At 61.2% G+C, this 23611-nt stretch carries 16 protein-coding genes and 2 pseudogenes; 10 read left to right on the top strand and 8 right to left on the bottom strand.

Annotation, left to right across the window (positions count from 1 at the left end):
- Positions 1-6: 6 nt before the first annotated feature.
- Both RW095_RS06540 and RW095_RS06535 read left to right on the top strand, forming a co-directional pair.
- On the top strand, positions 7-459 hold the full coding sequence (locus tag RW095_RS06540; RefSeq protein ID WP_317015242.1) for a (2Fe-2S)-binding protein: 453 nt from the start codon (positions 7-9) through the stop codon (positions 457-459).
- A complete protein-coding gene (locus RW095_RS06535; RefSeq protein ID WP_317015241.1) occupies positions 456-2720 on the top strand; it encodes a xanthine dehydrogenase family protein molybdopterin-binding subunit in 2265 nt (754 codons plus the stop codon). Before RW095_RS06540 ends, RW095_RS06535 begins: the two co-directional genes overlap by 4 nt.
- Positions 2721-2739: 19 nt before the next feature.
- Here RW095_RS06535 and RW095_RS06530 read toward each other — a convergent pair.
- Positions 2740-3425 (bottom strand): annotated as a pseudogene (locus RW095_RS06530) (catalase); the annotation flags it as partial.
- 1025 nt (positions 3426-4450) lie between these two features.
- On the opposite strand from RW095_RS06530, the gene RW095_RS06525 reads away from it, so the two are divergent.
- A complete protein-coding gene (locus RW095_RS06525) occupies positions 4451-6601 on the top strand; it encodes a phosphocholine-specific phospholipase C (RefSeq protein ID WP_317015239.1) in 2151 nt (716 codons plus the stop codon).
- 260 nt (positions 6602-6861) lie between these two features.
- Positions 6862-7773, top strand: a complete 912-nt coding sequence (locus RW095_RS06520) for a MurR/RpiR family transcriptional regulator (protein ID WP_317015238.1) — start codon at positions 6862-6864, stop codon at positions 7771-7773.
- A gap of 233 nt (positions 7774-8006) precedes the next feature.
- Here RW095_RS06520 and RW095_RS06515 read toward each other — a convergent pair whose 3' ends face one another.
- Positions 8007-8768 (bottom strand): hypothetical protein, encoded by a 762-nt coding sequence (locus RW095_RS06515; protein WP_317015237.1) that lies wholly within the window; start codon positions 8766-8768, stop codon positions 8007-8009.
- Positions 8769-9460: 692 nt separating this feature from the next.
- On the opposite strand from RW095_RS06515, the gene RW095_RS06510 reads away from it, so the two are divergent.
- Together RW095_RS06510 and RW095_RS06505 are read left to right on the top strand one after the other, a co-directional pair.
- Positions 9461-10204, top strand: a complete 744-nt coding sequence (locus RW095_RS06510) for a c-type cytochrome (RefSeq protein WP_317015236.1) — start codon at positions 9461-9463, stop codon at positions 10202-10204.
- 46 nt (positions 10205-10250) lie between these two features.
- Positions 10251-10481 carry a hypothetical protein gene (locus tag RW095_RS06505; protein WP_317015234.1) on the top strand — a complete coding sequence of 77 codons (231 nt, stop codon included), beginning with the start codon at positions 10251-10253 and terminating at the stop codon, positions 10479-10481.
- A gap of 219 nt (positions 10482-10700) precedes the next feature.
- Here RW095_RS06505 and RW095_RS06500 read toward each other — a convergent pair whose 3' ends face one another.
- Positions 10701-10985 (bottom strand): DUF4148 domain-containing protein, encoded by a 285-nt coding sequence (locus RW095_RS06500; RefSeq protein WP_317015233.1) that lies wholly within the window; start codon positions 10983-10985, stop codon positions 10701-10703.
- Positions 10986-11274: 289 nt separating this feature from the next.
- Here RW095_RS06500 and RW095_RS06495 point away from each other — a divergent pair.
- Positions 11275-11551: pseudogene (locus RW095_RS06495) on the top strand (efflux RND transporter permease subunit); the annotation flags it as partial.
- Positions 11552-11614: 63 nt separating this feature from the next.
- Here RW095_RS06495 and RW095_RS06490 read toward each other — a convergent pair.
- From RW095_RS06490 to RW095_RS06470, 5 genes are all read right to left on the bottom strand, one after another.
- Positions 11615-13114 carry a heavy metal sensor histidine kinase gene (locus RW095_RS06490; protein ID WP_317015231.1) on the bottom strand — a complete coding sequence of 500 codons (1500 nt, stop codon included), beginning with the start codon at positions 13112-13114 and terminating at the stop codon, positions 11615-11617.
- The gene (locus tag RW095_RS06485; RefSeq protein ID WP_317015230.1) at positions 13114-13791 is read right to left on the bottom strand and encodes a heavy metal response regulator transcription factor; all 678 of its coding nucleotides are present in this window, start codon (positions 13789-13791) and stop codon (positions 13114-13116) included. The genes RW095_RS06490 and RW095_RS06485 overlap by 1 nt, the downstream gene beginning before the upstream one ends.
- Before the next feature lie 1618 nt (positions 13792-15409).
- The gene (locus RW095_RS06480; protein ID WP_394365004.1) at positions 15410-17569 is read right to left on the bottom strand and encodes a malate synthase G; all 2160 of its coding nucleotides are present in this window, start codon (positions 17567-17569) and stop codon (positions 15410-15412) included.
- Positions 17570-17606: 37 nt separating this feature from the next.
- Positions 17607-18011 (bottom strand): heme-binding protein, encoded by a 405-nt coding sequence (locus tag RW095_RS06475; protein WP_317015228.1) that lies wholly within the window; start codon positions 18009-18011, stop codon positions 17607-17609.
- An 86-nt stretch (positions 18012-18097) separates the two neighbouring features.
- Complete coding sequence (locus tag RW095_RS06470; RefSeq protein WP_317015227.1) at positions 18098-19036, bottom strand: SMP-30/gluconolactonase/LRE family protein; 939 nt, start codon at positions 19034-19036, stop codon at positions 18098-18100.
- 236 nt (positions 19037-19272) lie between these two features.
- Between RW095_RS06470 and RW095_RS06465 the strand changes: the two genes are divergently transcribed.
- The 3 genes from RW095_RS06465 (at position 19273) to RW095_RS06455 (ending at position 23594) form a co-directional block, all read left to right on the top strand.
- Complete coding sequence (locus RW095_RS06465) at positions 19273-20820, top strand: UxaA family hydrolase (RefSeq protein ID WP_317015225.1); 1548 nt, start codon at positions 19273-19275, stop codon at positions 20818-20820.
- A 100-nt stretch (positions 20821-20920) separates the two neighbouring features.
- Positions 20921-22228 carry an MFS transporter gene (locus tag RW095_RS06460; RefSeq protein ID WP_317015224.1) on the top strand — a complete coding sequence of 436 codons (1308 nt, stop codon included), beginning with the start codon at positions 20921-20923 and terminating at the stop codon, positions 22226-22228.
- A gap of 73 nt (positions 22229-22301) precedes the next feature.
- A complete protein-coding gene (locus tag RW095_RS06455) occupies positions 22302-23594 on the top strand; it encodes an MFS transporter (protein ID WP_317015222.1) in 1293 nt (430 codons plus the stop codon).
- Positions 23595-23611 lie beyond the last annotated feature (17 nt).

Here is a 23611-nt window from a genome sequence, read left to right as displayed (position 1 = left end):
GAACGGATGGAACTGATTGTGAACGGCGTGCATCACAACGTCGACGCCGACGCGAACATGCCGCTGCTGTGGGCGGTGCGGGACCTGTTGGGACTGCATGGCACCAAGTTCGGTTGTGGCGTGGGCGCATGCGGCGCGTGCACCGTCCACCTGGACGGGGTGGCAGTGCGGTCGTGCGTCACGTCGCTTGCAGATGTACAAGGCAAGTCCGTGACGACGATCGAAGGCCTGGGCAAAGGCGGCGAACATCCCGTACAGCGAGCGTGGAAAGCCGCGAATGTGCCGCAGTGCGGCTACTGTCAGCCTGGCCAGATGATGCAGGCTGCGTCGCTGCTCAAACAGACGCCGAAGCCGAGCGACGAGCAGATTGTCGAAGCGATGTCTGGCAATGTCTGCCGCTGTGGCACCTATCAACGCATCAAGGTTGCCATCAAGGCTGCGGCGGAGCAGGCGTCATGAGCGAAATCGTCAATTTGAGCCGACGCCGGGTACTGATGGGCACATTGGCGGGCGGCGTGGTGCTGGGTCTGCATGTCGGCGGCGCGGGCCTGGCGTTTGCGGCGGCGCCGCTCCCCTTGGCAAACGGTGTCAAAGCAGTGTTTGCGCCGAACGTCTACGTGTCGGTCGCGCCGTCTGGTGAGATCGTGCTCGTCGTGCACCGCTCCGAGATGGGCACCGGCATCCGTACGAGCCTCGCAATGATCCTCGCAGACGAACTCGATGCTGACTGGAACACAGTCAAGGTCGTGCAGGCGCAAGGCGATTCGAAGTACGGCGACCAGAATACCGATGGCTCGCGTAGCATCCGTCAGTTCTTCCAGCCACTGCGCGAGGCAGGCGGCTCCGCGCGGCAGATGCTGATCGCGGCCGCCGCTGCGCAGTGGCGCGTGAGCCCTGCGAGTTGCGGGACCGAACCCGGCCACGTGGTGCATGCGGCGAGCGGGCGGCGCCTTTCATACGGCGCGGTGGCGGAGGCTGCGGCGCGTCAGCCGGTGCCCCGCCGCGACACGCTGCAGTTGAAAAACGAGGACGCCTGGCGCTATATCGGAAAGTCCCTGCCAATCGTCGATCTCGACGACATCGTTCATGGCCGCGCGACGTACGGCGTGGATGTCGTGTTACCCGGGATGACGTATGCGTCGGTCGAACGTTCGCCCGTGTACGGCGCAACGCTCAAAAGCGTCGACTCGACCGAAGCGATGAAGGTACCCGGCGTGCTGCACGTGGTGCGCATTTCTTCGGCGCCGCTGCCCGCCGGCTTCCGCCCACTGGGCGGCGTCGCGGTTATCGCGACAAACACGTGGGCCGCGCTGCAAGGGCGCCAGAAACTCAAGCTCGAATGGAACGTCGGGCCGAACGGCACGTACGATAGTCAGGCGTACCGCAAGGCGCTTGAAGACACTGCGCGGCAGCCCGGGAAGGTCGTGCGCAACAACGGCGATACCGCGGGAGCGTTGAAGAACGCCGCACGACACGTGTCGGCGGACTATTACGTGCCGCATCTGGCGCACGCGGCGATGGAGCCGCCGGCTGCAACTGCATCGTTTGCGAAAGGCGCAGTCGAGGTCTGGACCGCAACGCAAAATCCGCAGCAAGCCCGCACGACCGTCGCGCAAGTACTCGGCGTGCCGGAACAGGCCGTGACAATCAATGTGACGTTGCTCGGCGGCGGCTTCGGCCGCAAGTCGAAGCCGGACTACGTGGCCGAAGCCGCGTACCTGGCGCGCGAAGTCGGTGCGCCCGTCAAGCTGACGTGGACACGCGAGGACGACATACGTAACGACTATTTCCATGCTGTATGCGCGCAGCACATGGAAGGCGGCCTCGATGCGCATGGCAAGACGATTGCGTGGCTGCACCGGAGCGTGTTTCCGTCCATCGGTTCGACGTTCACGCCGAACGTGATTTATGGTTCGGCGGGCGAGCTCGGTCAGGGCGTGACCGACATGCCATATGAAGTCGCCAATGTGCAGTGCGAGAACGGAGCGGCGCCGGCGCATACACGTATCGGCTGGTATCGCTCGGTGTACAACATTCCGCACGGCTTCGCACTGGGCTCTTTCGTCGACGAACTCGCCGCTGCGGCGCGACAGGATCCGGTGCAGCATCTGCTCACGCTGCTGGGCAGTCCGCGCCATGTCGATCTGCATGCGCTGGGGGTCGATTATCCGAACTACGGCGCGTCGATCGACGAGTATCCAATCGATACCGCGCGCTATGTCGCAGTGGTCCGCGCGGCGGCGGTGCGTTCGAATTGGACCGCGCCGTTGCCCGCTCGCCACGGGCGTGGGATCGCTGTCCATCGCAGCTTTCTGACGTACGTTGCCGCGGTCGCGCAGGTGGAGGTGGCCGAGGATGGCTCGGTGCGGGTGACGCGTGTCGATCTGGCGGTCGACTGCGGACGTATTGTCAATCCCGACCGCGTGATCGCGCAGTTCGAAGGCGCGGTGGTCATGGCTCTCGGCAATGCCCTATACAGCGAACTGACGTTCAGTCAGGGGGCGGCCGAGCAGTCGAACTTCACCGACTATCGGGTCGCCCGCATCGACTCCGTGCCGGAAACCCACGTCTATATCGTGCCGAGCGCCGCGCCGCCCGGCGGAGTTGGCGAACCGGGTGTGCCGCCGACAACGGCGGCGATCTGCAACGCGATCTTCAATGCGACGGGCACGCGGATTCGGGCGTTGCCGGTTGATAGTGCGCTGTTGAAGCGGGCGTGACGAGCACAGAGGTAAAGGCCGAATGCGAGATATCCTGGGGGCGAATGCTTTGGATACCTTGACGGCTCTTCCAGTGAAACTTCACGTAGTGAACTTCGCCTTTCGCGTTGACGAACTTGAAGGCGCACACACCGTAGCCGTCCATGTGGCGATACGAAACCGGCATGCCCTCGTCCGTGTAGAGGTGCGTGAGCATGTTGGTCGCTTCGGGCGAATGGGCGAAAAAGTCGAACGCCAGATTCGGATCCTGCACACCCGTTACTGCCGATGGTTTGTTCGCATGCACGAAGTCAGGAAACTTGATGGCGTCCCGAATGAAGAAGATCGGCCAGTTGATGCCGACCATGTCCCAGTTCCCTTGCTGCGTGTAGAACCTGATAGCGAAACCGCGCGGGTCTCGTGCCTGCTCGGGAGAACCGCGATAGTCCATCACCGTCGAGAATCGAACGAAGACCGGGTCTTCGATCCAGGCGTGACCACCTGGGCAGTGGTCAGGGAGCCGATGTCTGTGGTCGGCACGAACTCGCCAAAGATACCCGTGCCACGCGCATGCACGACGCGCTCGGGTATGCGCTCCCGGTCGAAGCGCTGCAGTTTCTCGATGAGATGAGAGTCCTGCAAAAGAACCGGACCTTCGGGGCCCGCGGTCTGAGAGTGATGGTTGTCGCCGACGGGCGACCCGAAAAGATACGAGTTTACGGGCAATGTAGTCTTTAATTATTATTAAACGCAATTTACATTGTTCGGTATATCGAATTAATTGCGCTTGATAGTTGCGTAATCGGATCGGCGGCCGGGTTGGCGACAGCGCCATAGCGCCGCCTTTGCTCGACGAACTCAAGCCTGCCAAGACAGTCTGGCTGCCCACAAGGCCTCCGATTCGAGCGCGATCCTGCAACGTTTGCAATAGACGGGCATTCGAGCCGTAATCCCTAGTTGTGCCAATCGCGTGAACAACGCCCTTTCGGACGAGCGTTTCTACACCTCACCAAATCTGGTCGAGTGAGTCTACGACCTCACAACGCAATGTAAGTCGGTTATGCGAAATATAAAACGGAGGCGCGCGAGGAGACATTCCGCAAGCGCAACCGGCTCGTAGGGCGGGAGCGGCAACCTCATCGCTACGCCGGCTGGTTTCTGAACGACAAGTCCCGCGAGGCTGCCCAGTTTGACTGTCAGCAAGTCGACAGGGCCCGCGCGAGCCCCGACCGCGGCGGTGCATCAGCAGTGGCATCCCAGCGGCGGGTGCAAACGGAATGAACAGTGTCGTGGCCAGCGGCCGCTAGCAACGCCGAGATAGACAGCAAGAAAATGCAGTTTGTTCAGCAAGAACATTGCTCGCAAATGAACTGTCTTCATTCTGCTGACACACTTAGTTTTTATTCTCTGTGCCGGTACCCACTGATTTCCAGCTTTATCGCGGTGTTGGACTAGACCAGATCACCTCGTAGATCGGACAACTTCCGCAGTAATCAGGTTTACTAATTATCGACCAGCCCATGAGATCCCGCCAATGACCCAATTCCTGTTGTACGGCCGTGCTGCGGCGGCCTGCATCCTTCTTAGCCTGTCCCTAGCAGCCTGCGGCGGGTCTTCGACGAACCCGCAAGGCGCCGACAACTCCGCTTCAGGCGTTCAGGCGTCGGCCGCCCCGTCCCGCGCCAAGCTGAGTTGCGCGCCCTGAGGCCGCGAAGTGTAGCCCCGCGCTCAATCCCCACATAGTCACGACCATGAAACAATTCAATCGACGCAGTTTCCTCAGCGGTGCCGCCAAGTCGGCAGGCGCCGCCCTCGCGCTGGGCATGCTGCCGCCCAGCATCGCCCGTGCGCTCTCTGTTCAAGCTGCGGTAGACACCGGCACCATTAAGGACATCAAGCACATCGTCATCCTGATGCTGGAAAACCGTGGCTTCGATCATTACTTCGGCACGCTGAAGGGCGTACGAGGCTACGGAGACCGCTTCCCGATTCCACTCGAGAGCGGCAAGGATGTGTGGTACCAGCAGGACGCAAGCGGCAAGGAGATTCCGCCGTATCACATGGATATGACCAAGGTTAAGGCGCTGCAATCGCCCAGCACGCCGCACAGCTTTTCTGACATGCAGGCCGCCTGGAATCAGGGCAAGTCAGGTCATTGGCCCGTTTACAAGACGCAGTACACGATGGGCTATCTTGCCCGCAGCGACATCCCGTTCCATTTCGCGCTGGCCGAAGCGTTCACGATCTGTGACAACTACTACTGCTCGACCACGAGCGGCACGGACCCGAACCGCGTGGTTTTTTTCTCGGGCTCGGGCTTCGACCCGAAGCTGGCGAAAAAGGGCATCAACAGCGACGACCGAACCTCGGAACCCAACAACGATCGTTGCTGGATCACCGGCACCATGCCGACGCCGGGCTATACTTATCCGGACAACGCACTCACCTGGCTTTCCCTGCCATCAGTGCTCGAGAAGGCCGGCGTGAGCTGGAAAATCTACCAGGACACCAACGACAACTGGACCGGGGCTATGCACGGCGGCCTGGCTTTCGAAGACTTCCGCACCGCCAAGCCCGGCGATCCGCTGTACGTGAAGGGCCTGACGGACTACTCGATTGCGGACCTGAAAAGCGATGTGATGAGCAACAAGTTGCCCGAAGTGTCGTGGATCTTGTGCACGGCAGCCAACTCGGAGCACTCCGGTAACAGCAATCCAGCGATCGGTGCGAACTTCACGGCCGAAGTGCTCGACGCGGTCACCGCCAATCCAGATGTCTGGGCCCAGACCGCATTCTTCCTGACCTACGACGAGAACGACGGCCTGTTCGACCATGTGGCGCCGCCAGCGCCACCGTCGTACAACGTGGACGGCACACTGGCAGGCAAGGCCACGTTGCCGCTGGACGGTGAGTACTTCTCCGATCCGGCGAGAAAGTACCTGAACCCCAATGACACCATCAGCGGTAACCTGCGGCCGTGGGGTCTCAGCGCGCGGGTGCCGATGTACGTAATCTCGCCGTGGAGCAAGGGCGGATGGGTCGACTCGCAGGTTTTCGATCACACGTCGATGAGCCTGTTTTTAGAGAAGCGCTTCGATATCACTGTCGACTCGGTCAGTCCGTGGCACCGCGCGGTCTGCGGCGATCTTACGTCGTGTTTCAACTTTGTTTCGCCGAACGATCCGGTCTTTCCTAAACTGCCGGATACGAGCAACTACCAGACCGTGCTTGCCGCCCAGGCCTCACTGCCCATCGCAGCGCCGCCCGCCACGCCGCAGCCGCTGTTCCAGGAGCCGGGCACGCGCTTTTCGCGCGCGTTGCCCTATGAACTGCATACCAGCGCACGCGTCGAAGGCTCCGGTCTCGTCAAGCTGATGTTCAGCAACACGGGTAAGCAAGGAGCGGTGTTCCATGTCTACGACAAGAATCACCTGGACCGCATCCCGCGCCGGTACACGGTCGAAGCCGGCAAGACGCTCGAGGACTACTGGGACGACACGCTAAAGAACGACCTCGGCAGATACGAGCTTTGGGTCTACGGCCCGAACGGTTTCGTGCGCACCTTCGCGGGCAATGCTGTGGCCGCCCGTGCCGCGACCTTCAGGCCAGAAGTGCAGGTCTGCTATGACACGGACGCCGGTCAGATCTACGTGAAGTTGCACAACACCGGGACCGCGCCCGGCACGGTGACGGTGCAGTCCAACGCGTACCGCACCGATGGCCCTTGGCAGATGAATGTTCGTGCCCGCGATGTCGGCATGCTGCACTGGGACCTCTCGGGCAGTGGCAACTGGTACGACTTCACCGTAACGGGCGACAACTTCATGCGCCGCTTTTCGGGTCGTCTGGAAACGGGCAAGCCAACTGTCACCGATCCGGCGATGGCGCTTCACTTGAGCTGATGGCCCCGGCCGGCGGAGGCGGCCTTCGGCTTCCGCCGGCACGCGGGATCGTGGAGATCACAAACTTCATCCAACTGGTCGTTATCAATGCGGCGGATTTTGCCTCGCCTTTTGATGCGCATCGCTTTCATCACGCCCGGAAGTGACGCTATCCTTGCCGCTACCCTGTTGGGCCCGGTTGCGTATCGCGCACTGCATGGCCCGAGCCGCGCCTCGCGCGACGTGCCAGCGGCTCGACGAATTCTCTCACAGGAGCTTTGATGAAACCCGCAAAGAAGGGCGCGCCGAGTGCTGGGGCCGCGGCCGGGGCGCCCGCCCAGCCGAACTCGTTGTCGGCGATCCTGTCGCGCATCGAGCAGCTTTATCCGACCTTCGGCGCCACCGGCCAGCGCATCGCCAGCTTCATCCGCCAGCACGCGCAGGAAGTGGTGCACATGTCAGTCAGCGATGTCGCCGAGCGTGTAGGTGCCAGCGAAGGCAGCGTAGTGGGCCTGTGCAAGGCGATCGGCGCCACCGGTTTTCAACAGCTCAAGATCGTGCTCGCACAGGAAATCGTGCGCCCGGTTCAGTTGATTCACGAAGATCTCGAGCCCAGCGACAACGCGGCGGCGGTAATTTCGAAGATCTTCAGTTCGAACGTGCAGGCCCTGCATGAAACCCAATCCACACTTGACGTGGGCCAACTGCAGCGGGCGGTCGAGGTGATGCGCAACGCCCGCCGCATTGAAATCTACGGCGTGGGCAGCGCGGCGTCGATCGCTGAAGATGCGCACTACCGCATGCTGCGTATCGGGCTGGACGTACGCGCGGTGATCGACCCGCACATCCAGGTCATCAGCGCGTCGCTTTGCGACCCCACCGTGGCGACGCTCACCATCTCCCACTCGGGCAGCACACACGAAACAGTGATGGCAACGCGTCTCGCCAAGGAAGCCGGCGCGCGCACCATCTGCCTCACGAACTTCGGGCGTTCGCCGATTCAGGCCTTTGCCGATATCGTGCTGTTCACGATGGCGCGCGAGACCAAATTTCGCACGGAGGCCATGACGAGCCGTCTCGCACAACTGGCAATCATCGACGTGCTGATTGCGTGCCTGGCGCTATCGGACTACGAGAAATCGGCGGAAACGATCCGCCGCACGTTCGACGTGCTGTCGCTCAAGCGATATTGACGGCTAGGGGCAGCGCCGCCGCAGGCTCCGGGTCGAGCAGTTCTGCAAGCGACGCGACGCCGGACTGCCCATGCGTTCCGAGTAGGAGCGGCATCGAGAGCCGTGCGGCGCCCGTCGCGTCGATGGCCGGATTTCCTGTCGGATATTCCCGAACTTTGCACAAAAGAGCACCACGCGAAGCCAGTTTCATCTTTGAACAAACAGCGGCGATCTCGCACAGGGTCGTAGCCGTGTCACGGATTCAGCGGACTCTTCCGCGGTCTCCGCCGTTCAAGCCCATTGCGCAACTGGCCTGCGACGAACGCGCTGACGATTAGAGACAAGTAGAAGGTTACGAGATCGTGACGCCAGATATTCAACGCGAGCTGATGCGCAACGAGTTTAGGATCGGGCGCCGCAAGCACTGCGCCTTGAGCCTCGACAGCTCGCATCATCCGGATAAAGCCTGCCGCGGACAGCAATGGCAGCAGGGTCACCAATGCCAACAGCGCGGGCTTCATACGGCGCGCCAGCGGGAGGTGACGCAATCGAAACCATATTCCGAGGCACCCGTGTATCCATCCGGGCGCGAGTAGGGCAAGCTGCAAACCCTGCGTACCACTCGTTAGCAGGAGGATAACGACGCGCTCGTAGTCAGGCTCGAAGCCATAGAGCGAGGACGCGAGGCGGGTCGTCACGGCATGGCGGATAAGCAGCAGCGGCAGGCTGAGTCCTGCCCACAGGCGAACCCAGTCAGCCAGCGGTAAGGCCCAGTGACGACGCCCGTATATCGTGCGCACGGCCAGCGCAAAATGGAGCGCAGCCGCACCGTAAAGCGCGATCGTTCCAGGTGCGCTACGCCAGAGCCATAGCGCTAAGACAAGACCGCGTCCGGCAAGTTCGAGTGACCAGATCCCGAGGGCGTGATTGATCAGATGGAGAAGGAGATAGACCAGCAACACCACGCCAGACCCGAGTTGCAACCGACGCGCAACGGCCTGCATCTGCACCGTCATGCCAGCGTCCGTCGCGCGTTGTGCGACACGCGACGCGCAAACGCCGCCCGGCCGCCAGATATTCCCGCATCTCCAACAGAGCTGCGGCGTAACTGTCCACACAGATCAGCCGCAGGCGACCGCAGCGCAGCGGATTTGCGCTGACTCGCCGCGCCCTGACGTACCGCTTCGGCGAATCGCTGCAATGCCGATACCGAACCGCATACGCTCTGGTATTCTTCGCGGCCGATTCTGCCGTCGAGGATGACGACCAATCCCGATGCCCGGGCCATATCGACGATGTTCATTTGATCACCCATTTCGTGTCTGTCCTACCTGCAAGACTGCGGGGATGCGTCAGTTATTCCCTGATTCGAACGGATGCAAGTGCGCCCAGTCGAACGCGCCTGATACCGGCGGCTCAGGCCAGCGGGCGGACGTTTGGGCGGAAGGTGAATGTAGCGGCTTAGGGGTCGTGGTGAGACGGCCGCCGTTCCGCCGCGCCAGATAACCACAACGTTGCCGTCCCATTACAAATTCGTTATCTGACATATCTGTCGATCGCCACTGCGAAGGCACAGGCCCTTACGCATGGCCAATCCGGAAGGATTCATAGCCACCGTCAATGAGCTTCATCGATAGAACCTAATTCACCTCGCAATTGCTTATCGACAGACTGTGCAGATCTCATTGTTCTCAGGTGGAAAACCTCGATGCTTCAGTTCATCAAGCGATTCAATTCCTGCAATTCGAACGACAGGTTTCACGGCAAAGGTGCGAAGAGCGTGACGGCGGATTCGTACCTTCGACATCTCGTTTCGCGCGGGGCACAAGCGGGTCTCATCGCCTCACTCGGTGCGTTCGCGAGTATGTGCTTTGCGCAGAGCAACGGTGCAACCACGGACGCGAGCGCGTCTGCAAAGGGGCCATCCATTACGACGTGCGTGGCATGTCATGGTGCGCTGGGTGCTGGGAGTGAAGCGGGTGTGCCGCGGTTGGCAGGGAACAATCCGGATTACCTTGCACACGCGCTTTCGATGTTCAAGGCCGGCACCCGGGCAAGCGCCCCCATGCAGGCCGTGGCACAGACTCTCTCGAATAGCGACATGCACGCGCTCGCAGTGTTCTTCTCGAATCAACATCCGCCGCTTGTCCAAGCTTCACCGCCGCCATTGCCGACGCTCGTCATGGCCGGCAAGCAACTCGCGGAAACCGGGGCGGGCAGGAGCGTTCAGGCATGTTTCAGTTGCCATGCCGCCGGTGGCAAAGGCAATGGCGTCCGTTTCCCGAGTATCGCGGGTGAGCCGGCTGCTTTTACCATTGCCCGCTTGCACGAATTCCAGGCGCGCGCAAAAGCCGCTCCCGTGAAGCCAGGAACGATGACCGCCGTAGCGGCTACGCTTGACGACACCCAGATCGAGCAGGTCGCCGCGTATCTGTCCGTTACCGAGCGCTGAGCTTCGTTCACCGGGTGATCTTGTGACTGAAGCTGCCGAGATGCTCATGCAAGCGCGGAAACGCATTTCGCCGTGTTCCGAGTGCGTCAATCATGGCGATCGTCCGCTCGTCCGCGATCTGCTCAATGATGTCACGAGCGAAGGCCTGCCCATCGCGGGCCGCGAGCGGGTGAGGGGAGCAGGCATGAACTACACGATCGGCTCGATAGTACTCGGCTTCGTGTACAGCAACGCAACACTTAATGATGCAATCGTATCGGCCTATGTTGCAATTTGAAAAATACCGCTAGCAGCGTGACGTTCGGCGATTTTGAAGTGAACGCGAAGGTGCCGATGCACCGTGACCGACGGCAAACCAGGTCATCGCGCGTGTCGCGATTGACATCAATTCTGACGCCGTTACGGCCACCGGGAGCCTAGCCCATATGCGGCATCCCGCGCTCGCGCACATGAAGAAAACCGTTCATGCGCGCGGGCGCCGCCGCCTTCGTATGCATCACTCGGACGTCCCGCCTGAGTCGGCCGGAGTCGCGGCGGACGCCATCGCACGGCTGGGGCTGTTCTTGTGCTGGATCGCGTAAATCTCCTGATTACGGGCGATGGTCGTAGCGGAAGGCGGATAGTCGTTCTTGTGCGTCGGCACGAGTCCATCGGCCTCCGCCTGCGCCAGTTGCGCACGTACTTCGGCGCGCGTGAGCTCGGGGGCGGTGGTTTGCGCGAAGGCGTTGGCGCCGAAAACCAGGCCAAGTGCAGTGACTGCAATAGAGGTCAGCAATTTCATGGGGTCTCTCCAGAAGATTTATATAAAGGTGGATGTGTCCACGTGCTCTATTCTGGCGATTTGACCTGTCTCGACTCTGACCAGCGAATTACGGTTCTGTTATCTCTATACGGCGGCCGTTCGGCACACGACGAGCGTCGTCTGTCGTGATAGCAGACTTGTAATGTCCGGGACTGGAACCGGCAAGCACACACTTTTTCCATGCTCCCGACAGGCCCGAACCATGCCGCGCGGCACGACCGCGCGGCTTGCATTTGGCACTTCCTTGCCTCTCTATCAGGAATTCGGTATGTGGATTGTCAGGCTCGCCGTGCGCCGCCTGTACACGTTCGTAGTGCTCGCTTTGCTGATATGCATCGTCGGCCCGCTTTTCGATTCTGCGTACACCGACCGACATCTTTCCGAACATCAACATTCCGGTAGTCAGCATCGTCTGGACATATAACGGCTTTTCCGCGCAGGATATGGCGAACCGGATCACGCGGAGCTATGAGCGCGCATTGACTTCCGCCGTCGACGACATCGAGCACATCGAGTCGCAATCGCTGAATGGTGTATCAGTGGTGGGATTTACCGAGCGCCGGGGAGACCGTGCAGATTGCGTCAGCGAAACAAGGCTCATAGCGCTGTCATCGATAGGAAGTACCGATGTTTCGAGCAATCTTCTCTTCTTCGCTTATCGCCCCCGGTGCGCTGCGCCGCTCCTGGCGCTTCGCAAACGTCAGAATGAAACGCGTGCTGGTCGTATCGCTTTCCGCATGCGCGCTGCCGCCGTGCAATTCCATGATGGTGCGCACGATAGCGAGGCCCAGCCCCGTCGTGCCGGTCGAATTCGGTTCGTTCTTGCGCGACGGGTCGACGCGATAGAAGCGATCGAAAACCCTTTCGAGCAGTGAGGGATCGATCTGCCCGCCCTCGTTCGCCACGGTCACACGCAACGTGTCGGCGGCAGCGGCCGGCGTCTGCGCGCTGAGGGTGATGGCGCCGCCTTGCGGCGTGTAGCGGATCGCGTTCGCGAGCAGGTTATTAACTGCGCGGCGGAACAGTTCGACGTCGGCGTGCAGTTCCCCGCCGCCCGCCACGCGGATCTGCACACCTGCATCGTCGGCAACGCCTTCGAAGTAGTCGGCGATGCGCTTTAGCTCTCTGGCAGCGTCGACCTCTGTCAGCGTCCTGACGAACTGCGGGTGTTCGGCGCGCGCGAGAAACAGCACGTTTTCGATCATGCGCGACATGCGGTCGCACTCTTCCAGGTTCGACGCGAGCACCGACTGATATTCGTCGGCTGAACGCGGCCGCGAGAGCGCCACCTCCGTCGATCCGCGCAAGTTACCGAGCGGCGTGCGCATATCGTGCGCGAGGTCGGCCGTATATTGCGACATTCGCTGAAAGCCACCGTCCAGGCGGTTCAACATCGCATTCAGCGAGACCACCAGCGTGATCAACTCGCTCGGCGCGTTATCCACTTCGATACGGGTGTCCAGCCTGTCGACGGTGATCGTCGCCGCGCTGTGCGCCATTACGCGCAACGGCCGCAGCGATTCGCGCAGCAACATCCAACTCAGCATGAACGCCAGCAGCATGCCGGCAAAACACGCGGCGTACAGGCGATCGCGATACCAGTCGAGCAAACGCCACCGGTCCGTCATGTTGCGGGCGACGATCACCGCGACGAGCGTTCCGTCGCGCAGCACGGCATAGGTGGCGAGCCCGCGCACCGGCGCGCCTTGCGCGGCGTGCCATTCCCCGATGTCGCTCTGGGTGATGCGATGCGACGCACCGAGGGGGTTCGTCAGTGCGGGCGACGGCGTTGCCGGGTCGGCGATGCCTGCCGCGTTGTGTTGGAACAGCACGTTGCGTTGAGCATCGCGTACTTCCATCGACAAAGCGCTGTTGCCGAGCACCTGGCCTGTCAGGCGGTCGGAATGACCGCGCAACTCCTCAAGCGTGCCGAATTCCTGCGCGAGGCGGCGCGCATGCCGTGCGATGAGCACGATGTCGAGGTCGTCCTGCTGCTTCACCTGGCGGTCGAGCGCATAGTACAGCACGCTGCTGACGACCACGAACACCAGCACAGTCGTTCCTGCGAACGCGAGTGCAAGCGTGGCAGTCAGCGAGCGCCGGGCCATCAGTCGGCCTCTTTGGCTTCGATTACGTAGCCGACGCCGCGCACGGTTTGAATCAACTTGACTGGAAAGCCGTCGTCAATTTTTGCGCGCAACCGGCGGATCGCGACTTCGACCACGTTCGTGTCGCTGTCGAAGTTCATGTCCCACACATACGACGCGATCTGCGTGCGGCTCAAGACTTCACCTTGACGGCGCGCGAGCAGCTGTAATAGCGAGAATTCGCGCGGTGTTAGATCGATGCGTGTCGCACCGCGTTTGACGCGTCGCCGGTTCACGTCAATTTCGAGGTCGCCCGCTTTGAGCAACTCGCTTTCTCGCGGCGGACCGCGCCGTGCGAGCGTACGCACGCGCGCCAGCAATTCGACGAATGCAAAAGGCTTGATGAGATAGTCGTCGCCGCCAAGTTCCAGACCGCGCACACGGTCGTTCACATCGTCGCGCGCGGTGAGAAACAGCACGGGCGTAGTACGGGTGTTGCGCAACACCTTCAGCACGGCCCAGCCGTCCATTGTCGGCAGCATCACGTCGAGCACGATCACATCGTAGTCCTGCTCCTGCGCCAGCAGCAGGCCGTCGGCGCCGTCGTTGGCGACGTCGACGGAATAGTCCGACTCTTCCAGGCCTTTTTTCAGGTAAGCACCTGTTTTCGGTTCATCTTCGATGACCAGGATACGCATGTCCTTCTCCAGCGGTATTGGATCAATGACGCGATTCTTGGGGCTCGGCGAGTGTAGCGCGGGCTTGGGGGCTGAAAAACGCCTTCACCGCGAGATGTCCACGCGAAGTGGAAGCCTCGCCGCCGGTGGCGCCCTATCCAGGCGGGCAGTTCATCGCCTTAACGTGCAGGCTCTGACAGGGGTACCACTCCGGCAGCTGCGGGCTGCGCTCTGCACTCAAATTCGAGTCGTCGCGAGGCGCAGCGCAGCCCGCAAGCATCATGACCCCGCCCAATATGACGGCGACTTTACTCCACACAATTAATCGCATATGGACTTGAAAAATGGGTGACGATACCGGGATTGGCGAAGGCCGTGGTCCTCGCGATACGCTTCGAAGAAGCGTCAGGTGAACGACGCTATGAGGCGATTTTGCTGGAATGATGCTGACCGGCGAGCGTCAAACGAATTACGGATTTGTTATCCAACGCGAACACCAATCTGTGTGCCGCCTGCGAGACGCCCACGTGTTAGTACTTGGCAATCCGCCTTGCGGTTCACGCCGCCCTCGCGCAACCGTGTCAACGCATGCTTGCCTCGCGAAGATGCGCCGGACGTGAGCCCAAGATCCGTCCGCTTTCTGAGCAATTGCTTGCCCCTGCGGTAATGCGTCGCGTACGCTTTAACCCGACAGCGCCCACACATTCGGCGCGGGCTGTGGTTACCGGGTAAAAACGGCGCGCCGCGCTCGGAGACCGTGCGCACGATCCAGTGTGCGGAGCCATCCGCTGGCTTTGTGTGCAGGGTCTTGTGAATCAGTTGAGCCAGCCGCTCATCGTCAATCGTGCGCTTGTCTTCAGTCAACGCCAGTTCGGCCTTTGGTCGTCCCATGGGCTTGAACACTAGCCGGATACTGACGAATTATCGGTCGACGAGCGGCCGAATCGTATGGCGTCTGGACAACTAATTCAAGCTGCGAGGCGCTCCGGCATGGAGCGCACGTCACGCTTTCCAGGTCTCAACGGCCTGGCGTAGCGCCCGCTTTGGCCATGCGTCGGTGTGGTAACTACAATGCATGAAGAGAGGGGGACCTGGCTGCGCACCGAAGCGAGAGGTTGCAAGTGACGCGCTGATTTCAAGCGGCGCATCACCTTCTCCCGCGCCCGCGTCAGCTGGTCTGAGCAGCCCGCCTCGTTGTCCAGCACCTTGTGCTGGCGTTCAGACGATTCGCGCCCCCGCGCGATCGGTCGCGCGCGGCACCGGCAGCGCATCGAGCATTGTCACCCGTACAAAGTCGGCACGCAGACCGGGCGTTATCACGCCGTTAGGTGAAGGTATCTGAACGTCGAGACGACTATATCTTTCAATACGTGTTTGTGCCGGAAAGCGAGGCCTTGAATGGAGTCAAAGTCCGAATCGTGAGAAATCTGCCGGCAAGATCCTGAAAATTCCATAAGGATTCCCGATCAAGCAGCGTGCGCAGATAGACGTTGCCACGCAGGCGGGCTGATATGTCTCAGCCCGCGTCCTGCCGCCGGAGCTATGCTCCTGGCGTCGTCGATCGCTTGGGTGCCCGGGACGACGGTGGCCGCCCGAGATGCATGCTGAATCAGCCCACGGTTTCGACTGCGATCTACGCCTACCGCTTCGCGCCAAGTCGGAACTTGTGCAGCAATGGCTCCGTATACCCGCCAGGCTGCGTCGACCCTTCGAAAACCAGCGCCTTCGCCGCCTTGAACGCGAGCGATGTGTCCAGGTGACCGGTCATTGGCTGGTACTGCGGGTCGTTGGCGTTCTGCGCATCCACCACCTTCGCCATACGCTTGAACGTTTCGTTCACCAGCGCTTCCGAGACCACCCCGTGATGCAGCCAGTTCGCAATGTGCTGGCTTGAAATGCGCAGCGTCGCGCGGTCTTCCATCAGACCTATATCGTTAATATCCGGCACCTTCGAGCATCCGACGCCCTGATCGATCCAGCGCACTACGTAACCCAGAATTCCTTGCGCATTGTTCTCGATTTCATTGCGGATTTCCTCATCCGACCACTGCGCCTTTTCGACGACAGGAATCGTCAGCAAGCCATCGAGCAGTTCGTCACGTACGCTGTCGTAGGAAGTCTTTTCCAACTCTTGCTGCACGGCCTGAACGTCAACTTGATGGTAGTGCAGCGCGTGCAGCGTCGCGGCAGTCGGTGACGGCACCCAAGCCGTGTTCGCGCCCGCTTTCGGATGCGCGATCTTCTGTTCGAGCATCGCGTGCATCAGGTCGGGCATCGCCCACATGCCCTTGCCGATCTGCGCGCGTCCGCGCAATCCCGCGCTCAAGCCGGCCAGCACGTTATTACGTTCGTAAGCCGCGATCCACGCCGACGATTTCATGTCCCCCTTGCGCATCATCGGACCGGCTTCCATTGCGCTGTGCATCTCGTCGCCAGTGCGATCGAGGAAGCCCGTATTGATGAACGCCACGCGCGCCGATGCGGCCGCAATGCACGCCGGCAGATTGACGCTCGTGCGGCGCTCCTCGTCCATGATGCCCATCTTGATGGTATGGCGCGGCAGCCGCAGAAGATCTTCCACGCGGCCAAACAGCTCATTGGAAAACGCGACTTCGGCCGGGCCGTGCATCTTCGGCTTGACGATGTAAATGGATCCGGTCCGCGAATTGAGCTTGTTTTGCAGGTCGTGCATCGCGCCCAGCGATGTCATCACGGCATCCAGAATGCCTTCGGGAATCTCATGGCCGTCGCGATCGACGATCGCCGGATTCGTCATCAAATGCCCGACATTGCGGATGAACAACAACGAGCGGCCATGCAGCTTCACGGTCGAGCCATCGGGCGCGGTATATTTACGATCGGCGTTCAGGCGACGCGTAAAGGTCTTGCCGTTCTTAGTGACTTGCTCGGTCAGATCGCCTTTCGCGAGGCCGGTCCAGTTGCGGTAAAGCTGCACCTTGTCGGCGGCATCGACGGCGGCAACCGAGTCTTCGCAATCGATAATCGTCGAGACGGCCGCTTCCATCAGCACGTCTTTCACGCGCGCTGCGTCAGTCTTGCCGATGGCGTCCGTTGCGTCGATCTGGATCTCGAAGTGCAGGCCGTGATGCTTCAACAGGACGGCGGAAGGAAAGTCTGCGTCGCCCTGATAGCCGATGAACTGCGCGGGAACCTTCAATGCCGACGAGCCGTTCTTGAGCGTGACGGCGAGCTTGCCGCATTCCACGCGGTACGCTATGGCGTCGACGTGCGAACCGTTGGCGAGCGGCGCCGCTTCATCGAGGAACGCGCGGGCGCGCGCGATCACGCGTGCACCGCGGACTGGGTTGAAGTAAGCGGTGCGCTCCGCGCCGACCGTTTCGGGGATAGCGTCGGTGCCGTAGAGCGCGTCGTACAGGCTGCCCCAGCGCGCATTCGCGGCGTTGAGCGCGTAGCGCTGGTTCGAGAGCGGTACAACTAGTTGCGGGCCGGCTTGCCCGGCGATTTCGGCGTCGACGTTCTGGGTCGTCGCCTGAACGGCTGCGCTCGCCGGGACGATATAGCCGATGCCTTCGAGAAAGCCGCGGTATGCCTTCAGATCGCGCACCGGCCCCGGATTTGCGCGGTGCCACCGGTCCAGCTCCGTTTGCAGACGATCGCGTTCGGCGAGCAGCGCGCGGTTCTTCGGGGCGAGGTCGTGGACGAGGGCATCGAAGCCTTTCCAGAAGGCTTCGCTGTCTATGCCGGTCCCGCTCAACGCCTCATCGTCTACAAATTTGCTCAGAACAGCCGCGACACGCAGACCGTTTCGCTCGATCATTTCACCCATCATGTGCTCCAACAGTTTCAAGTATCAATCAGCCGTTCAGGCTGTTTGCTGCGGCTCGGGCCACTTGCGAGTCCTGATCCGGCTTGACACCGGACACGCCCACTGCGCCCACAACGTGCCCGTCGGCCATGACGGGCACGCCTCCTTCCAGTGTGCCGGCCAGCGGTGCGCTCAGGAACGCGGTCCGGCCGCCGTTGATCATGTCTTCGTACTGCTTCGATTCACGTCGGCCGAGCGCTGAGGTACGCGCCTTTTCGGTCGCGATGTAAGCGCCTATCGGCGCACAGCCGTCGAGGCGCAGCAGGGCAAGCAGATGGCCTCCGTCATCCACGACCGCGATGGTTACTGCCCACTGGTTTCTCTCTGCTTCCGCGCGCGCGGCTTCGAGAATTCGCGTAGCTTCTGCAACGGTCAATACGGGTTTGCTTTGCATGTCAGGGTTATCAAGTCAGAGTTTGGAAGTGAAGTGTCGCCACCGGCGCATGCCGGTGGCTGGGACACGTTTTGCGGGGAACCGGGCTATCCGCCCAGCGCGCCCTGCGTGTTGACGTGCACCGCATAAATCGACTGCGACGACGCCATGAACAGCCGGTTACGCGCACGTCCGCCAAAACACAAATTCGCGCAGCGCTCGGGCAGGGCGATTCTGCCGATCATCTTTCCTTGTGGCGAAATGACCATGACGCCATCGAGTTCGTCATTGCCCATGCCCCAGCCGCACCACAAATTGCCGTCGATGTCCGCGCGCATTCCGTCGATCGTGCCGGCGCCCGCGTCGTAGAACATCCGGCCTTTGCCAATTCGGCGGCCGTCCGCGTCCATTTCATAAACGTGAATCATCCGGTTGGGTACACCGCGCGATTCGATGATGTAAAGCAGCTTCTCGTCGGGTGAAAAGCACAAGCCGTTCGGCCCTTTCAGGTCGCGCGTGACCACGGACGCTTCGCCCGTCACGCCATCAATCCGATATACGGAGTGCGGGAGTTCCTGCTCCGCCTTGATGCCTTCGTAGTGCCCGGAAATGCCCATCGGCGGATCGGTGAACCAGATCGAGCCGTCCGACTTCACTACCAGATCGTTGGGAGAATTGAGCGGCTTGCCTTCGAACGAATCGAGCAGGACCGTGATGCTGCCGTCGTACTCGGTGCGTGTGACGCGGCGGCCGTGCTCGCACGTCACGAGCCGCCCCTGCCTGTCGCGGGTGTTGCCGTTCGCGTAGTTGGAAGGTTTCCGGAACACGCTGACGACACCCGTTTCCTCCTCCCATTTCAGCATCTGGTTGTTTGGAATGTCGCTCCAGAGCAGGTAGCGGCCATCGCCGAACCATACTGGACCTTCGGTCCAACGGTAGCCGGTGGCCAGCCGTTCGACAGCCGAAAAGGCCACGCGGTACTTATCAAAGGAAGGGTCTAGCGAAATCACCCGGGGGTCGGGGTATCGCTCAGCTTGTTGCCACATCTCAATCTCCTGTTCGGGTGCCCGGCATTTCCGCCTATGCGGCGGCACGACGGTAGTATAAAGGCAAATGAGTAAGCGCTTTCTCTTGAACTTGCGATTGAAGTGCCATAAGATGCCTGAAATTCTCGAGTTTCGAGCAGCGGCGCATCAAACGTAGCCGGTTATGTAGAAAGCGATTACTCGCTTCCGCACCTTTTTGACCGCCCGGCGCAAAATTTTTAGAAGGGCAATGCCTGATGACAGAGACGACGAGCAAGAACGTAACCGGGCCAGTGATCCGGTTGCATCCCGCTGACAATGTGGTAATCGCGCGCATCGACGTCGCAATCGGTACGCCGGTTCAGTCGGAAGATTTTGTTTGTCGCAGCCAGGTGACCGCAGGTTACAAGATCGCGGCGACGCCCATCAAAAAAGGCGAGGCCGTTCGCAAATACAACGTGGTGATCGGTTTCGCCGCGACGGACATTGCGCCAGGCACGATGGTCCATAGCCATAACGTCGAGTTCCGCGAGTTCGACCGGGACTATGCATTCGGCGCGGACTACCGGCCCGTCGAGATGGTGCCCGAAGCCGGGCGCGCCACGTTCCAGGGCATCGTGCGAGATAACGGCGAGGTCGCTACGCGCAACTACATCGGCGTGCTGTCGACAGTCAATTGTTCGGCCACGGTCGCACACAAGATCGCCGAATGGTTCACGCCGGAACGGCTAGCGGACTACCCGAACGTAGACGGGGTGGTCGCCTTTACGCACTCGATCGGTTGCGGCATGGAAATGAGCGGCGAGCCGATGGCGCTGCTGCGCCGGACGATGGCGGGTTATGCGCGCCATCCCAATCTCGCCGCGGCGCTGATTGTCGGGCTGGGATGCGAGCGTAACCAGCTGGCCGGACTGATGGATCAGGAAGGTCTGAAGGCCGATTCGCGGCTGCACACGTTCATCATGCAGGAGAACGGCGGCACCCGCCGGACCATCGAGGCCGGCGTGGCCGCGGTCCAGGCGCTGTTATCCGAGGCTAATCGCGTGAAGCGCACGACGGTTCCCGCCAGCCACCTGAAGATCGGTCTGCAATGCGGCGGCTCGGACGGCTTTTCGTCGATCACCGCCAATCCTTCGCTTGGCGCGGCGATGGACTTGCTGGTCCGTCACGGCGGCACGGCCATCCTCTCCGAAACACCCGAAATCTACGGGGTGGAACATACGCTTACGCGGCGTGCGGTCAGCCGCGAAGTCGGCGAAAAGCTGGTTGAGCGGATCCGCTGGTGGAAAGACGAGTATTCAGTCGGCCGGGACGTTCAGATCAACGGCCAGGTCAGCCCTGGCAATCAGGTGGGCGGACTGGCGAACATCTTCGAAAAGTCGATTGGATCGGCGATGAAAGGCGGCACCGGTCCGCTGATGGAAGTGTATCGATACGCCGAGCTGGTGAAGCAGCCTGGACTCGTATTCATGGACACGCCCGGTTTCGACCCCGTCTCCGCGACGGGTCAGATTGCAGGCGGCGCAAATCTCATTGCGTTCACTACGGGGCGCGGTTCGATGTTCGGCGCCAAGCCCGTGCCATCGCTGAAGCTCGCCACCAACACGCCGATGTACAGCCGTCTGACCGAAGACATGGATTTGAACTGCGGCGGGATCCTGGATGGCGTTGCGTCGATTCAGAGCACGGGCCAGAAAATCTTCAACGCTATTCTTGCGGCCGCGTCGGGCGAGCGCACAAAGAGCGAAATGCTCGGGCTAGGTGATCACGAATTCGTGCCGTGGCAGATCGGCATCATGAGTTGAGTCAGCAGTGGCTCAGCGTGTCGCGAGGGCGAGCGGGTATTTACACCCATAAGTAAACCGCCGCCCTGTAGCCAGTCAAATCCAATAGCGGAGACAGCCCTTGAGTACCCAGACCCCGGCAATACAAATACCTGACAGCGCGGCAAGCAACTCCATCTACACGCGAGTGACCTGGCGCTTCATGCCCTTGCTGTTCGTCTGCTACGTGGTGGCGTATCTGGATCGGGTCAACGTGGGCTTCGCCAAGCTCCAGATGCTCAGCGATCTGAACTTCAGCGAGGCGATGTACGGCTTCGGCGCCGGGATCTTTTTCATCGGGTATTTCTTCTTCGAGGTGCCGAGCAACCTGCTGCTGCACCGGCTCGGCGCGCGCCGCTGGATCGCCCGGATCATGCTCACCTGGGCCGTGCTCTCGGCCGCGACCGCGTGGGTCACGACGCCCACGATGTTTTACATATTGCGTTTCTTTCTGGGCGTGGCCGAAGCGGGCTTTTTCCCGGGGCTGGTGCTGTATCTCACCTACTGGTATCCATCGCACCGGCGCGGCAAGATGATCGCTTTCCTGATGGCGGGCAATCCGGTGGCGGGCATTGTCGGCGGTCCGATATCGGGCTTCATCATGCAGCGCCTGGCGGGGAACGCGGGGCTTGCCGGGTGGCAGTGGCTGTTCATTCTGGAGGCCGTCCCCGCGCTGATCCTGGGAGCCGTCATTTTCTGGTTCCTCGACGACCGGGTGAAGGACGCAAAGTGGCTGTCGGTTGAGGAGCGCGACTTCATTGCATCGGAAATCGATGCGGAAGCACGCACCAAAAGCCACGGTTCCGTGCGCCAGGTCTTCACGTCGCTCAAAGTCTGGACCTTGTGCACGATTCTCTTCGGTATCGTGATGGGCTCTTATGCCGTTGGCTTCTGGCAGCCAACCATCATCAAGAGTTCCGGCATCACGGACGCCTTCACGATCGGCCTGCTCACTGTCGTGCCTTATCTTGCCGCGTTGATTCTGATGATTGTGGTCGGCCGCCACGCGGACCGCACGCGTGAACGCCGCTGGCACGTCGTGTTGCCGCAATGCATGGCGGCTGTGGGATTCGTGATGTGCGCCTACGCGGGCAACAATACGTATATTGCGTTGCTGGGTCTGACGCTTGCCGCTTCGGGCGTGATTACGGCCTTACCTATGTTCTGGGCGTTGCCCACGTCCTTTCTCGGCGGCACCGGTGCGGCCGCCGGCATTGCCTTGATCAACTCGACGGGCAATCTCGCAGGGTTCGTCAGCCCTGCGCTTGTGGGATGGCTAAAGACGGTCACGCATTCACTTGATTCGAGCCTGTTCCTGATTGCCGGGTGTCTGATCATCTCCGCATGTCTGATCTTGACGCAGCTTCCGGCCAGGCTTGTCAACAAGTAGTTCCTTCATGGTACTCGAAAGAAGTGCCAGATAATATGATTCGGCATCCTTAATTAAATGGAATAGAGACAACATGAAGACAGGCAAATATCGCTACGTCGTCGCCTTGCTGCTGTTTATCGCGGGCGCGATCAATTACATGGACCGCGCGGCGCTTGGCGTCGTCGCGCCTGTCCTCAACAAGGAGCTGAATCTTTCGCCGGCGCAACTCGGCGTGGTGTTCAGCAGTTTCTTCTTCGGCTATTCCATCTTTGCATTCGTCGGCGGGCAACTCGCCGACAAGTACGGACCGCGCAGGGTCTTTTCCTGGGCGATGGGGACGTGGTCCGTTCTCTGCGGGTTGACTGCGGCCGCGACCGGATTCGGCTCGCTGCTGATCTTCCGGGCGCTGTTCGGCTTCGGCGAAGGCCCGATGAATTCGACGACTAACCGGACCATCACCAACTGGTTTCCCCGCCATGAAACCGCGACCATGGTCGGCTTTACGTTTTCGGGGCAGACGGTAGGCAGCGCGATCGCTGGGCCGGTGGTCGGACTGATTGCCATTGCCTACGGCTGGCGCACGTCGTTTGTGATCATCGCGGCGTTCGGGCTGGCGTGGATCGTCGCCTGGCGTATCTTCGCGACCGACAAGCCGGCACAAAACGCGTGGGTCGGCGCGGCCGAACGCGAGATGGTCGAAGCGAGCCGCAACGCGGTACATCCGGCAGAAAGCGGTGACGAAAACACGCCGCTGCGCAGTTACCTGTTTCGTCCGAGCACGCTCGCGCTCGGCGTCGGCCTGTTCGCGGTGAACTACACGCTGTTCGTGTTCATCTCGTGGATGCCCAGCTATTTCACTAACGCGCTGCATCTGGACATGAAGCACATGAGCATCCTGAGCGCAGTGCCATGGGCATGCGGCGGGATCGGCTACTTCGGCGGGGGCCTCGTCGCCGACGCGTATTTCAAGCGCGCGAGCAACAAGCTGCAGGCGCGCAAGGTCTCGGCGATCGTGCCGCTCGCGCTGTCGGGTCTCGCCCTGGTGGGCGTCAGCATGGTCGATTCCGTGACGCCCGCAGTACTGCTTGTCGCGTTCGCCGTGCTGTTCCTGACGGCTTCGTCGCAAGCGTGCTGGGCCATCATGCACGAGCTCGTGCCGGGCAGGCATCTTGGGGGCGTCAGCGGCTTCGTTCACCTGATGAGCAACATTTCGGGCATCGTCGGTCCGACCATGATGGGTCTGGCGGTCCAGTACCTGGGCGGTTACAGCAGTGGCTTCATGCTCGGCGCGGCGGTCGATCTGGTCGGCGTGCTGGCGATGCTGCTGGTCATCGGCCGGCGCGCGGCAGGCGGGCCAGTCGAGACGCCTACCACCGCCGCATAAGCGGCCGGCCCGCCACG

The organism is Paraburkholderia kirstenboschensis, assembly GCF_032806925.1.
In the GTDB taxonomy this organism is placed as follows: Bacteria; Pseudomonadota; Gammaproteobacteria; order Burkholderiales; family Burkholderiaceae; genus Paraburkholderia; species Paraburkholderia kirstenboschensis.
This window is presented reverse-complemented; position numbering and strand designations above follow the sequence as displayed.